Source organism: Hyphomonas sp. (assembly GCF_041398385.1).
GTDB lineage: Bacteria > Pseudomonadota > Alphaproteobacteria > Caulobacterales > Hyphomonadaceae > Hyphomonas.
Genome location: NZ_JAWKUW010000001.1, coordinates 858903 through 871034 on the forward strand (window position 1 = coordinate 858903; position 12132 = coordinate 871034).

14 protein-coding genes are annotated in these 12132 nt (G+C 64.1%); 6 read left to right on the top strand and 8 right to left on the bottom strand.

From position 1 onward, the window contains the following. Window positions 1-61 precede the first annotated feature (61 nt). Entirely contained in the window at window positions 62-790 is a 729-nt protein-coding gene (locus R3C13_RS04260) for a M48 family metallopeptidase (RefSeq protein ID WP_371309551.1), read from the top strand. A gap of 149 nt (window positions 791-939) precedes the next feature. Here the strand turns inward: R3C13_RS04260 and R3C13_RS04265 are convergent, their stop codons facing one another. From R3C13_RS04265 to R3C13_RS04275, 3 genes are read right to left on the bottom strand one after another with little or no spacing between them, the layout of a single operon-like run. Then, the gene (locus R3C13_RS04265; protein ID WP_371309552.1) at window positions 940-2874 is read right to left on the bottom strand and encodes a cation:proton antiporter; all 1935 of its coding nucleotides are present in this window, start codon (window positions 2872-2874) and stop codon (window positions 940-942) included. Between the two features lie 35 nt (window positions 2875-2909). Beyond that, the gene (locus R3C13_RS04270; RefSeq protein ID WP_371309553.1) at window positions 2910-3434 is read right to left on the bottom strand and encodes a hypothetical protein; all 525 of its coding nucleotides are present in this window, start codon (window positions 3432-3434) and stop codon (window positions 2910-2912) included. Between the two features lie 42 nt (window positions 3435-3476). Continuing rightward, complete coding sequence (locus R3C13_RS04275) at window positions 3477-4484, bottom strand: endonuclease/exonuclease/phosphatase family protein (protein ID WP_371309554.1); 1008 nt, start codon at window positions 4482-4484, stop codon at window positions 3477-3479. 113 nt (window positions 4485-4597) lie between these two features. Here R3C13_RS04275 and R3C13_RS04280 point away from each other — a divergent pair, with 113 nt between their 5' ends. The 3 genes from R3C13_RS04280 to R3C13_RS04290 all read left to right on the top strand — a co-directional run bounded on the left by R3C13_RS04280 (window position 4598) and on the right by R3C13_RS04290 (window position 5768). Continuing rightward, entirely contained in the window at window positions 4598-4912 is a 315-nt protein-coding gene (locus tag R3C13_RS04280) for an ArsR/SmtB family transcription factor (RefSeq protein ID WP_371309555.1), read from the top strand. Continuing rightward, complete coding sequence (locus tag R3C13_RS04285) at window positions 4909-5298, top strand: VOC family protein (RefSeq protein WP_371309556.1); 390 nt, start codon at window positions 4909-4911, stop codon at window positions 5296-5298. Before R3C13_RS04280 ends, R3C13_RS04285 begins: the two co-directional genes overlap by 4 nt. 125 nt (window positions 5299-5423) lie before the next feature. After that, window positions 5424-5768, top strand: a complete 345-nt coding sequence (locus R3C13_RS04290; protein ID WP_371309646.1) for a hydroxylase — start codon at window positions 5424-5426, stop codon at window positions 5766-5768. Between the two features lie 8 nt (window positions 5769-5776). On the opposite strand, the gene R3C13_RS04295 is transcribed toward R3C13_RS04290, so the two are convergent. Both R3C13_RS04295 and R3C13_RS04300 read right to left on the bottom strand, forming a co-directional pair. After that, entirely contained in the window at window positions 5777-6196 is a 420-nt protein-coding gene (locus tag R3C13_RS04295; RefSeq protein WP_371309557.1) for a hypothetical protein, read from the bottom strand. After that, window positions 6189-6656, bottom strand: coding sequence for a DUF2147 domain-containing protein (locus R3C13_RS04300; protein ID WP_371309558.1), 468 nt, complete (start codon window positions 6654-6656; stop codon window positions 6189-6191). The genes R3C13_RS04295 and R3C13_RS04300 overlap by 8 nt, the downstream gene beginning before the upstream one ends. Window positions 6657-6741: 85 nt before the next feature. Between R3C13_RS04300 and R3C13_RS04305 the strand changes: the two genes are divergently transcribed. After that, the gene (locus R3C13_RS04305) at window positions 6742-7383 is read left to right on the top strand and encodes a TetR/AcrR family transcriptional regulator (RefSeq protein WP_371309559.1); all 642 of its coding nucleotides are present in this window, start codon (window positions 6742-6744) and stop codon (window positions 7381-7383) included. A 16-nt stretch (window positions 7384-7399) separates the two neighbouring features. On the opposite strand, the gene R3C13_RS04310 is transcribed toward R3C13_RS04305, so the two are convergent. Beyond that, window positions 7400-8275 (bottom strand): motility-associated protein, encoded by an 876-nt coding sequence (locus tag R3C13_RS04310; protein ID WP_371309560.1) that lies wholly within the window; start codon window positions 8273-8275, stop codon window positions 7400-7402. Between the two features lie 297 nt (window positions 8276-8572). Between R3C13_RS04310 and R3C13_RS04315 the strand changes: the two genes are divergently transcribed. Beyond that, window positions 8573-9058 carry a hypothetical protein gene (locus R3C13_RS04315; RefSeq protein ID WP_371309561.1) on the top strand — a complete coding sequence of 162 codons (486 nt, stop codon included), beginning with the start codon at window positions 8573-8575 and terminating at the stop codon, window positions 9056-9058. 130 nt (window positions 9059-9188) lie between these two features. Here R3C13_RS04315 and R3C13_RS04320 read toward each other — a convergent pair whose 3' ends face one another. Next, the gene (locus R3C13_RS04320) at window positions 9189-11024 is read right to left on the bottom strand and encodes a dipeptide ABC transporter ATP-binding protein (RefSeq protein WP_371309562.1); all 1836 of its coding nucleotides are present in this window, start codon (window positions 11022-11024) and stop codon (window positions 9189-9191) included. A 144-nt stretch (window positions 11025-11168) separates the two neighbouring features. Further along, complete coding sequence (locus R3C13_RS04325) at window positions 11169-11840, bottom strand: OmpW family protein (RefSeq protein ID WP_371309563.1); 672 nt, start codon at window positions 11838-11840, stop codon at window positions 11169-11171. Window positions 11841-12132: the final 292 nt, after the last annotated feature.

A 12132-nucleotide genomic window follows, 5' to 3' on the forward strand; every position in this document is an offset into this window, starting at 1 on the left:
ACCCTCTGATATGCGTATTGGAGTGTAGATGCGTCCGACCGGTAAAGTGGATGTCTTAGCAATGACCTACAACAATGGCCAGACAATGACAGTGAAGGCTCCGAACGGGCAGCGTGTGCGCGTCCGGTTCGAGGTCAATGCCAAGGCGCGGCGCCTGATCCTGCGCCTCGACGAGCGCCGCCGGGAAGCTGTTGCTGTTGCGCCGTCACGCCGCCAGATCAAGGAAGCCGCCGCCTTTGCCGAGGAGCGCGCCGAGTGGATTTCCACGCGCCTGCAGCGCCTGCCGGAGCCTGTGCGCTTCGAGGAAGGCGCCACGATCAAGTATCGCGGGGAATCGATCCTCCTGACCTCCGAGGGCGAGGGGCGGCTGGCGAAGATCTGGCCGGAAGACGAAAATTCCCCGAAATTACTGAGTGTTCCGGGTGATCCGGACACGATGGGCCCGCGCGTGACCCGGTTCCTGAAGAAACAGGCCAAGGCCGACCTGACCCGCGCCGTGAAGAAGCACTGCGAGACCCTTGGCGTTGATTATAAAGGAATTTCCATCAAGGATACCCGCTCCCGCTGGGGCTCGTGCACGCATGATGGCCAGCTTGCCTTCTCCTGGCGCCTGATCATGGCCCCGGCCGGGGTGCTGGACTATGTCGCCGCGCACGAATGCGCCCACCTGCTGGAGATGAACCACTCGCCAAAATTCTGGGCAAAAGTGGCCATTTGCTGCCCTGACTGGAAGCGCCAGCGCGCCTGGCTCCGCGCCAATGGCGTCGAACTTCAGGCAGCAGGCGAATAATCCGTGTCAAGATGAAATTGGCAAAAAATATTTTTGTGATCACTCGCTCGCGCGAGGGGCGAAATACAGGCCATAGGCGTGCGACGAATCCAGCCTGAGACCAGTTTCCGCACTCCAGCTTAGTTCAAAATATGGATTCTGAATTCAGGCTAAGCGCCCGTCGAGCCGCCGGCTGGCGTGGCGGTAGATTCTGCAACCGGCACCTCTGCCTCGCGCGGCGGGCCGAAGCTGATGATGATGACGCCGTCGCCGCCGCGGGCTTCGCGGCTGGGGCCGAGGAAGGTGAGCGTGCCGTCGGGGCGGAGTTCCGCCACAAGATCCGCCTTCGGACGATCCTTCTTGAAATGCTCGATGTCGTAGGTTTCGGTGAGCTTCGTCTTGGAGAAGACCCAGCCGCGATAATGGTCGCGGATCAGGCTGTCATAGGAGCGGCCGCGGCGGATGAGCGTGCGCCCGCGCGTCGACATGGAGAGGGAGCGATGATCTTCCTCCTCCGTTTCCTGCGCGGACAGCTGGAACACCTTATGGCGGCCGAGCTCCGGCGCGAAGTGGCTGGAGACAAGGGCATTATAGGGCTCGTTGGCCGAGAGGCCGAGCACCTGGTCGAAGGCCGCATGGTCGAGGCGCATTTCGGCGTCTTCCGAGAGAACTTCGCCGAAGAAGGTGTTGAGGCCTGCCTCGCGCGCCGGGCGCAGGCGCCGCCAGGTATTGTCGGCAAGGATCGGCTCGACGCCGATATCCTTCAGCACACGGGCAAAATCGATGCTCCACGGATTGACGCCGACCAGCAGCACGCCCGGCTTTTCCCGCCGGGCGAGGCCGAGCTTGCGGGCCAGCGGGCCGATGGTGAAGCCGTGCAGCACGACCGTGGTGAACACGACCGCGAAGGCGAGCGGCGTGATCTGTTCGGCGCCGGAGAAATAGAATTTCGAATCCCCCTGACGGCCAAGGTCTGACAGCAGGGTTGCAAACAGGCTGGAGACGGCCACCGCCACGACACCGCGCGGCGCGATCCAGCCGAGCAGGATCGCCTCATTGCGCTTCAGCGTCCCGAAGGTGGAGATCCAGACCGACAAGGGGCGCACGACGAACAGCATGACCAGAAGGAAGGCGAGCGTGTTCCAGGTCAGCGCGCGGCGGATGACGTCCGGCGTCAGGTTTGCGGTGAGGATGACGAACACGCCGGAAACGAGCAGGACGGCGATGTCTTCCTTGAACTTGCGCAGCTCGTTGAGGGCGGCAAGGCGCGAATTGGCGAGCGTCATGCCGTAAGCGGTGACGGCGACGAGGCCGATTTCCTTCTCGATCATCTCTGCCATGGCATAACAGAGGATGATGGAGGCGAAGATGATCGGCGCTTTCAGGTATTCGGGCGTCCAGCCCTGCCGGAAGGCGCGCACCATGCCGAGACCGAAAGCGATGCCGAGGCCGACGCCGAGCGCGGCGGCGAAAATGATCATCGCGCCCTTGCCGAGAATGGACTCGCCGGTCGCGGCGACGCGGATGATCTCATAGGCGGCGACAGCGAAGAGGGCGCCGATCGGGTCGTTGACGATGCCTTCCCATTTGAGGAAGGCCCCTGCCCGGCCGCCCAGCTTCGACTGGCGCAGCAGCGGCATGATGACGGTCGGCCCGGTGACGACGAGCACGCCGGCGAAGACGACTGCCGAGCCCCAGTCGAGCCCCGCCGCATAGCGGGCCGCGAAGGTGCCGAACAGCCAGGCAAGCGGGCCGCCGAGGAACACCATGCGGCGCACGGCCGCGCCCGCCTCGCGCAGGGTCTCGAATTTCAGGACAAGGCCGCCCTCGAACAGGATCACGGCGACAGCCAGCGACACGATCGGGCGCAGGAGTTCCTTGCCGCCGCCATTGAACACGCGCTGAGGATCGAGCAGCGGCTGGCCGAAGATGACGGACCAGAGCGGGCCGACGGCAAGGCCCGCCAGCGCCATCAGCACGATGGCCGGGGCCTGCAGGCGCCATGCGAGCCATTGAGCGCCAATGCCCAGCGCCCCGATCAGGGCGCAGGCAAAGATAAGCTCGCTGGACCCGGCACTCGCCAGGGCAAACTCAATGCCGTTCATTCACGCCCCTATTCCGTGATGCCCCGGCGGAAAGCCTAGACTTCCTGCAGGTTGGTGTCATCCGCGAAGTCGAATCCGATCACGCGGCTGCCATATTCGCCATTCTTGTACTGCTCGATCTGGTCGGTGAACCAGCCCAGGATGTGCGAATAGATATGGTCGTAGAAGGGCAGTTGCGACTCGAATGACAGTGGCAGGCTGAATTCATATTCCGCACCGTCCTCGATCTGGACCTTGAAGGCCTCCCCCACCTTGCGGCATTCGAGCGTGACGCGTAGCCAGTCATTGCCGCGCGTCAGCCGCACGGCGAGGCCGAAAGACACCGGCGCAAGCGCCCGGAAGCCACGCGGCGGCATGGAAAACGCCGCGTCGCCATGGGCTTTCGGCTCGAAGGCACCCGTCGGCGGGACGAGATAGACGCAGGTCATCTCCCCCATGCCGATATAATCGCAGAGGCCGCCCCGGATCTGTTCGGCAAGGCCGCGGATGCGGTCGTAATTCTCGGTGGCGAGCGCCTGGTAGGCTTCCACGGTCTCGACCAGTTTATCCAAACGCGACAAGGCAGTCCTCCGGCTCAGCGACTCTCAAACGGCCCGCCCCTTCTAGGCGACAAAGGGCCGTCCGACAAACTGGAGCGTTGCAGCCAGCGGGCAATGGTCTGAGGCCTTTGGCAGGTTCCAGCCGACGCCCTGGAAGCGCTGTCCCTCATAGCGCCGGGCGCGGTAGGGCGTGCCGCCGCGCACGATGCTGACCGGCGGGCGGGGATTCTTCTCGGCCAGTGCCGGCGACAGGAACATATGGTCCAGCGCGCCATAGGTGTCGTCGCCGCTGTAATGATGCGTCCAGCGGTCGTAGGGGTCTTTCACGGCGTGGCTGACGAGGTCCACCGCGAAGCCGTCATTGATCAGCGGCCCGAGGCCATGGTCGCGCAGGCGGCGGCCGTCGACCTCGAAATAATCGTTGAAATCGCCGAGGACGACCCAGTCCTCGATGGCGGGATTGGCGAAGCGCCGCTCGATGATCAGGCGCACGGCGCGGGATTCGGCCTCACGCACGGCGCGGGTGCGCTTGCGCCCGCCATGCATGGATTTGAAGTGGCAGACGAACAGGGTCAGCACGCGGCCGTCCTTGACGATGTCAGCCTCAAGACAATCGCGGCGGAAGGCATAATCGTTGACGCTGGCGCGCGGCGGGGGCTTCAGGCCGAGCGTGCCATAGGTCTCGCGCGCATGGCTGCGGTAGAAGCTGACCGGAAGGCGCGACAGAAGGCCGACATCGATGCCGCGGGAATCGTTGCCTTCCAGCAGCACACGTTCCGGATAAGGCGTTTCCCAGCGCGACAGGTAGCGCGTGTCGAAGGCGGTCAGGGTGACGAGGTTTTCCACTTCCTGCAGGGCGCAGACCTCTGCCTGCGCGGCGGCAAGCGCCTCAGCCGTCAGGGTCCGGTCATCCTCCGACAGGACGTCGAACACTGAATCCACCTGTTCGGCGACGAGGGCATCGTCCACTTCCGTCAGCCGGTCGCGCGCATTGGCGATGCCCGCATGGCGGAAATCGCAGCGCATCATCAGGTTTTCGCAATTGAAGGTGGCGAGGCGGATGTCTGGCATGGCCGGGCTTGATGGCCGGTTCCGCCCGGCGCGTCAATTCGGCCCCCTCTCCCCTGCCCCGGAGGTAGAAAGAATGTGTATTTACATGCAACATATTTGTTGCATAAGAAGACATGGGCATTCCACTCGATCCGAACCTCAGCAAGCTGTTCCGCGCGCTCGGCGACGATACGCGTCTCCTGATCCTCGATGAGCTGAGGAAGCGAAACGACCAGACCCTGTTCGAGCTCTGCGCGCGCCTGTTTGACCGGTACAACGTGACGCTGACCCGGCAGGCCATCACAAGGCACCTGAACACGCTGGAGGAAGCCGGACTGATCTCTACAGCGTGGAGCGGCCGCACCAAAGTTCATTCCCTTACCGCACACGCACTGACGGACACGATCAATCCGTGGCTGGAACCCTTCTTCCCAGGAGACACGACATGAAAATGTATATGAAGAGCGTCATGGTGGATGATCAGGCCAAGGCGCTCGATTTCTACACGAACACGCTCGGCTTTGTGGTGAAGCACGATATTCCGCTGGGCGAATTCCGTTGGCTGACGGTTGTGTCCGCTGACGACCCGGAGGGGGTCGAACTCGGGCTGGAACCGAATGCCCACCCGGCAAGCCGCGCCTTTCAGGATGCGCTGATGGCAGACGGCATCCCGTTCACGGCCTTCAGCGTCGACGACATCGAGGCCGAGGTCGAGCGGCTGCAGGCGGCGGGGGTCAGCTTCACGCAACCGCCGGTCAAGGCGGGCGGCGCGACGATGGCGGTCTTCGACGACACCTGCGGCAACCTGATCCAGCTGGTTGAACTGCACGTTTAGGGCCCGGACGCATTGGGAGAGAGTCCATGAGGAAGTTTTTTGCGGCTGCCGCTGCGGCCTTCGCGGCGCTTGCCATTTCAGGATGCGCGTCGGTGGAAAACGCCGGGCCGATTGAAGCGCCGGGCGTGCAGGTCGAGTATCTGGAGATTGTCACGCCGGAAGTGGACGTGACTTGCGAGATTCTGGCCGCCGCGCACGGTATCTCATTCGGCGACCCTGTGCCGGAACTCGGTTTTGCCCGCGTGGCAACATTGGCCGGGGGCGGACGGATCGGCGTGCGGGCGCCATTGAGAGAGACAGAAGAGACGGTGGTGCGGCCCTACATGCTGGTCGAGGATATTGAGGCTGCGGCGGCGGTGGCCGAAGCGGCCGGCGGGGCCATCGCCGTGCCGCCGACGGAGATTCCGGGACAGGGCACATTTGCCATCTATCTGCTGGGCGGAATCCAGCACGGCCTGTGGCAGCGCTGACTGCCAGGTCAGAGGATTGTGTGCCCGGCTCGTTTCAGCATCGCGAAATACAGTACGAACAGTCCCACAAAAAGAAGATCGCCGCCGATCACGACGATGGCAAAAGATGAGGTCCACCCGGCACGGAACATAAAGAAAAGATTGAGCGCAAAGAGCGCCTTTCCCAATCCGCCCATCAGCACGATGCCGGAGTGGCGCAAGGGATCCTTTGCGGCCATCAGGAAGCCGAAGGCATAGAGAAAAGCCGTTCCCCAGGCACCGCGATAGACGGCGACCAGCACCGGATCATTCAGGGTGCGGCCGAATTCGCGTTCGAACATGCCCGCCGTGTCGAAAAGACCGGGGATGGCGCCAGCGAAGTTCCAGACCGCTGAAATCACGAACAGGATGCGGAAGAAATTGAGTGCGGGAGTATGGCGTTCATTCATGTGCATTGCCCTTTGCGGATGTGCTGTCGACGGCGTTGATTCGCGTCCAGGTCTGCGTGCGGCAGAACGGGCCGAGGCATCCCTGTACGCGCAGCTGGTTCGCGGAGACCAGTTCCAGAGAGGACCGGAATGTCTGGCCCGTTTCGGGGTTGTAGAGGCGCCCGTCCCGCCATCCCTCCCCTGAACGGGAATACCCCCAGAGAAGCGGAAGATCCGCGAGGAGACGATTTCGCTGAGCGGGATCCGGATTCCGTTCGTCCCGGACACGTCCCCCGGTCACCTCCGAACCGGCGGAAGCCAGATATCCACACGGGGTGCCGTCCCCGCAGTCTGCAATCTCCACATCGGCGGCGTGACGGACGGTTCGCCAGTGACCGGCCAGATCGGAGACATCTGCCGCGCCGGCAGGCCCAGCCAGCATCACTGAAGCGACCGAAAACAAGGCTGCAAATGGCTGCATAACGAGGCACCTCTATTTAATTAGTACGCGTTATATTTTAATTGGCTTGCTTGGTCAATCAGGCTGTTCCGCGTAGGCTCGGCGCATGTCGACTTCCAGTTCTTCCAAATCGCGCCCACGCGGACGCCCGACCCTGTCCGAACAGGAAATGGCCGAAGCGCGTCGGCACATTGCCGACTGCGCGTTGCGGCTGTTCCAGGAGCATGGCTACGACGCCGTTTCCATGCGCCGCCTTGCCGGCGAGGCCGGCTGTACGGTGATGACGCTCTACCGGTATTTCGAGCGAAAGATCGACATTCTGCGGACGCTGTGGGCCGAGGTGTTCGCAGAACTCTTCGAGCTGCTTGATAAGGTCGCTGCCGGCGAAAGCGATCCGCTCCAGCGGCTTGAGAGCGTGGCGCTTGCATATGTCGATTTCTGGCTACGCCATCGCGAGCGCTATTTCCTGGTCTTCATGTCCAGCGGCGTGTCGCAATCGGATGTCAGTGTTTTTGTGGGCGATGATGGCCTCGCCCAACGCTTCGGGCTGTTCCGGACATGCCTCTCAGAGGCCCTTGGGGCAGGCTGCAGCGAGAAGGACCTGGCGCTGAAGGAGCAACTGCTGTTGTGCGCCCTGCATGGCACCGCGCACAACCTGATCACGATCAGCGCGTACCCCTGGGCGGCGCCGGACCAGTTGGTCCGGGCGGCCGTGTCTGGCATCCTGAAAGCCGATCCTGCCGCCTGACAGTCTTTCAGCCCGATCAGGCGGCTGCGCGTTCGGCGAAGCGGGCGGCTTGCTGGGCGCGCTCGACGTCTTCGGAATCGGGGCGCAGCTCTGCCGGGATCGCGGCGCGGCCGAGTTCGACGCAGATGCCGGGCTGGATGCCTGTGCCGAAGGCGGAGAGCGTGGTGCGGGCGACGTCCAGCATGCGGGCCTCGTCCTCCACGACCTGTCCGAAACGCGCGGCCAGCGGGCCGACGACGCCATAGGCGAGGAAGACGCCGAGGAACGTGCCGAGCAGGGCCGAGCCGATCATCGAGCCCAGCACGGCGGGCGACTGGTCGATCGAGCCCATGGTGCGGATGATGCCGAGCACGGCGGCGACGATGCCGAGCGCCGGCAGCGCGTCGGCGACGGTGTTGAGCGCGGCCACGGCCTTCATGCGGCGGTCAAGGTTCTGGCCGATGGACTGGTCCATATGCGCCTCGGCACGGGCGGGGTCCGACAGGTCCAGCGACATCAGGCGGAAGGCGTCGCAGATCAGGGCGCGGGTCGCTGTATCGTCGCGGATCGTCGGCGCGGCGGCGAAGGTGGCGGATTCCAGCGGGTTCTCGATGTCTTCCTCGATGGCGACGAAGCCGCCGCGGCGCGCCTTGCGCATCAGCGTGCCGAGCAGGACGAGGGCGGACTGGTAATCCTCCTTGCGCCATTTCGGGCCCTTGAAGGCGGCGAGGATGCCGAGGCCCGCCTCTTTCGCGACGGCCGGCGCATTGCCGATGACGAGGGTCGCCGCCGCAGCCCCGCCGATCAGGGCGAGTTCGAAGGGCAGCGCCTCGAGCGCAGTGCGTCCGCCCGTCATCACCAGCCCGCCGAAGACGAGCACGATGACAAGGACTAGGCCGATCAGCTGGGGCAAGGCGGGCGCTCCTGTACGAGATTGCCGCACAGAATGGCAGACGCGTCTTAACCCCGGGTTTCCCCTGCCCTTTTCCGGGAGGGGCCTGCCCTGTTCTGCGGCGGGGTGTCGAAATCTGCGGCCGGATGCGCTAGAAACAGGGACGCAAGAAGGTGGGACAGAAAGCGCCCATTCCCCGCTCGGGTGTTTCGGCTGGGAAGGGAGTGCTCCCAAAGTGTATCGGTTGCTTCAGGACCGATGGGACAAAGCCGGCCGTCGCGACGCCCAGGCGTGGCCGGAATGGAGTGGAGTGGATTTATGAAACGACTGGCCGTTGCCGTTCTTGCGCTGGCTGCCGCCCTTCCTGCCGGCGCCCAGCAATATGCTTCGCATGGCGATTACGATTACAGAGTGTGCCAGCCCGCAATGACCGATCAGGGCAAGCGCGTGGTGGAAGATGCGTGCGGCGTGCTGCGCGCGCCGAGTTTCACCGGCGCCCGCTTCGCCAGCCTCTCCGAACTGGAAAGCGCCCGCGCCGAACGCGAGGCCTTTACCGATCAGGTCGACACCTATGGCGCCTGTGTCAGCGCCTTCATCAATTCCTATCGCCGGCCCGGCGCGCCGGCCGACAGCCCGGCCCCGGACCAGGCCGCCTGTGCCCATAGCTGGGCCGAAGACCAGGCGACCCAGGCCGTGCGCGATTTCGGCAAGGCGTGCGTGGATTTCTCCAACCGCTCGATGGTGGACCGGTCGCTGTCGCCCTGGTCGGGTGAGTGCTATCCGGTGGTGAGCGGGCGGGGCTGACTTTTCCTCAACCCGATTTTCCGCAGATGCCCGCGCAGGCAGGCATCCATCTACCGAAACTTGCTCATGCGCTTCAGGCGACAGCTGGAGATGGACCCCTGCCTTCGCAGGGGTCGGCGGCAAAACAGGATCAGCCCGCCAGCAACCCTTCCGACCCAAGAACCGGATCATGCTCGGCCACGAAATGGCCGGGGGTGACTTCGATGAGCTGTGGGCGGTATTGCTCCGCATCCGCATCATCGGTGAGTTTCGATTTCAGGAAGCGCAGCGCCGCGCGGCTGTCGAGCGGGCTCGGCAGGTCGCCGGTGAGTTTCAGACGCTCGCGGGTGCGTTCCGACTTCGGGTCGGCATTCGGCACGGCGGCAATCAGGGCCTTGGTGTAGGGGTGGCGCGCATCGGCGTAGATCGTGTTGCGGCCAGCGAGCTCCACGACGCGGCCGAGATACAGCACCATGACGCGGTGGCTGATCTGGCGCACGACGGCGAGGTCGTGGCTGATGAAGATCATGGCGAGGCCGAATTCCTTTTGCAGCTCGATCAGGAGGTCGACCACCTGCGCCTGCACCGACACGTCGAGGGCGGAGACGGCTTCGTCGCAGATCACGAGCTTCGGCTTCAGGATCATCGCGCGGGCAATGCCGACGCGCTGGTTCTGGCCGCCGGACAGCTCGTGCGGATAGCGGTTGATGAGGTTCGGATCGAGGCCGACGCGCGGCAGGATTTCGCGGACTTTCGCCTCGCGCTCGGCCTTTGAGAGGTTCGGCTGGTGCACCTGCAGCGGCTCGGCGATGGAAGCGCCGATGGTCATGCGGGGGTCGAGGCTGGCGAGCGGATCCTGGAAGACGATCTGGAGATCGTCGCGCAGGGCGTTCATCTCGGTCTGGTTCGCCTTCGAGATGTCGCGGCCGAGCCAGGCGACGGTTCCGTCCGTCGGCGGAATGAGCTTCAGGACACCGCGGGCAAGCGTGGACTTGCCGCAGCCGGATTCGCCGACGACGCCCAGCGTCTCGCCGGGCTTCAGGTCGAAGGAGACGCCATCGACCGCCTTCAGGGGCTTGCGCTTTCCGAACAGGCCGCCTTTCACCTGGATCGGGAAATGGATCTTCATGTCCTCGACATTGAGGATCGGCGCGACCTCTTTCGCCGGCGCCGGGGCGAGCACCGGACGGCCCGGCCGGTCGGTCTCATCGATACGCGGGACGGCATTCAGCAGCATCTTCGTATAGTCGGCCTGCGGCGCGTAGAAAATGTCGTCCGCGCTGCCCTGCTCCACGATCTCGCCATGGCGCATGACGATGACGCGGTCGCACATGCGGGCGACGACGCCCATATTGTGCGTGATGAGGGCGATGCCGGTGCCGGTCTCGCGTTTGAGCTCGTCCATCAGGTCCAGAACCTGCGCCTGCACGGTCACATCGAGCGCCGTGGTCGGCTCGTCCGCGATCAGGATTTCCGGACCGCACAGCATCGCAATCGCGATCATCACGCGCTGGCGCATGCCGCCGGACAGTTCGTGCGGAAACTGGTTCATGCGGCGGGCGGCTTCCGGAATGCGGACATTCTCCAGCCAGTCGATACAGTGCTTGTCGGCCGCTTCGCCCTTCTCGCCCTTGTGCAGGGCCAGGACTTCGCGCATCTGCGCGCCGACCGTCATGTGGGGCGTCAGGCTGGTCAGCGGATCCTGGAAGATCATCGACATGCGGGCGCCGCGGATGTCGCGCAGCACCGGGACCGGCGCCGTCAGCATATTGGTGCCGTCGAACAGGATCTCGCCCGTCGCCGTGCCGTTGGAGGCAAGCAGGCCCATGGCCGCCAGCGCCGACTGGCTCTTGCCGGAGCCGCTCTCGCCGACAATGCCGAGGCACTCGCCTCTCGCGAGATCGAAACTGATGCCCTTCACCGCGTTCACGGCGCCATCGGGCGTGTCGAAGGTGACCTTGAGGTCTTTGACCGAAAGAATGCTCATGGCCTTCATCTGTAGCGGCCACGGGCGCAGGCGCAAGAATGGGGCGCAGAAGAATAAAGAAGGGCCGCGTCCCGGGGAGGAAACGCGGCCCAGTTACTAAGTCTTCCGCTCGAAAAGGGTTTGGGCGCGGAAGCTCAGGGAGCTTTAGAACTTGTAGCCGAAGCCAAGACCCAGAACGACGGGGTCGATGTCTGCGTCAGCCTTGACCGTGGCGCCGAGGGCGGTCGTGAAGTCGACCGTCACGTCGGAGTTGATCCAGATCTTCTTCACGTCGGCGTTGAAGGCCCAGCCACCCGGCTGGCCGTCAAGGTCGTAGTCGAAGCCAGCCTGCAGAGCCGGACCGACGCTCGAGTCATAGTCGATGCTGTCAGCCACCGGGCCTTCGTCTTCATTGTAGAAGAGCGTGAAGTTCACACCGGCACCGACATAAGGCTTGAACTGGCCCATATTGGTGAAGTGGTACTGCAGGGTGACGGTCGGGGGCAGAACCCAGACATCGCCGAGATCGACGTCAGCGCCGCCGACGGCGGAGACGTTGGTCGCCTTCACGCTGTGCTGCGTGGTCGCAGCGATCAGCTCGGCGGCAATGTTCTTGTTGAAGAAGTAGGTGATGTCGACTTCCGGGACATATTCGTCGCTGATGTCGACGCTGCCACCGAGGGCGGTGCCGCCGGCGGAGAGCTTTGCGCCTTCATCCGGCATGACGCCGATGACGCGAGCCCGGATCATCCAGGGATTGTCCTGAGCAGATGCGGCCCCCGCAACACCAGCCCAAGCTGCGCCTGCGAGAAGCGCGGTTGCAAAAATACGTTTCATGTCTTTCCCTCCATGAAAAGAACGCTGTGATGAGGCGCAGATAATCCTTTGTTTTGATGGCGATAATCGGCCAGTTTGACGCGCGGTCGCGTGCCGCGCGACACGTGCGCGCGACTAAGTATTTGCCCGAATGGCGGGGCGTTCCGTTCAGGTCCAAATTGGCAGAACGCAACCCGAAACATGTCTGCGAGCGAGGCGCATTTGCGCCCTGCAGCCATGCCGCCCGCAGGCTTTGCCGCCGCGTGAGGCTTGCGCCGCAGCGCCTGCGCCGCCAAGAGTGCCGGCAGTCAGT

What these genes read in the sequence shown, in the direction of transcription:
- R3C13_RS04260 (WP_371309551.1), top strand. Translation starts at nt 62, where the DNA reads ATGACCTACAACAATGGCCAGACAATGACAGTGAAGGCTCCGAACGGG.
- R3C13_RS04265 (WP_371309552.1), bottom strand. Translation starts at nt 2,874, where the DNA reads ATGAACGGCATTGAGTTTGCCCTGGCGAGTGCCGGGTCCAGCGAGCTT.
- R3C13_RS04275 (WP_371309554.1), bottom strand. Translation starts at nt 4,484, where the DNA reads ATGCCAGACATCCGCCTCGCCACCTTCAATTGCGAAAACCTGATGATG.
- R3C13_RS04280 (WP_371309555.1), top strand. Translation starts at nt 4,598, where the DNA reads ATGGGCATTCCACTCGATCCGAACCTCAGCAAGCTGTTCCGCGCGCTC.
- R3C13_RS04285 (WP_371309556.1), top strand. Translation starts at nt 4,909, where the DNA reads ATGAAAATGTATATGAAGAGCGTCATGGTGGATGATCAGGCCAAGGCG.
- R3C13_RS04295 (WP_371309557.1), bottom strand. Translation starts at nt 6,196, where the DNA reads ATGAATGAACGCCATACTCCCGCACTCAATTTCTTCCGCATCCTGTTC.
- R3C13_RS04300 (WP_371309558.1), bottom strand. Translation starts at nt 6,656, where the DNA reads ATGCAGCCATTTGCAGCCTTGTTTTCGGTCGCTTCAGTGATGCTGGCT.
- R3C13_RS04305 (WP_371309559.1), top strand. Translation starts at nt 6,742, where the DNA reads ATGTCGACTTCCAGTTCTTCCAAATCGCGCCCACGCGGACGCCCGACC.
- R3C13_RS04315 (WP_371309561.1), top strand. Translation starts at nt 8,573, where the DNA reads ATGAAACGACTGGCCGTTGCCGTTCTTGCGCTGGCTGCCGCCCTTCCT.
- R3C13_RS04320 (WP_371309562.1), bottom strand. Translation starts at nt 11,024, where the DNA reads ATGAGCATTCTTTCGGTCAAAGACCTCAAGGTCACCTTCGACACGCCC.
- R3C13_RS04325 (WP_371309563.1), bottom strand. Translation starts at nt 11,840, where the DNA reads ATGAAACGTATTTTTGCAACCGCGCTTCTCGCAGGCGCAGCTTGGGCT.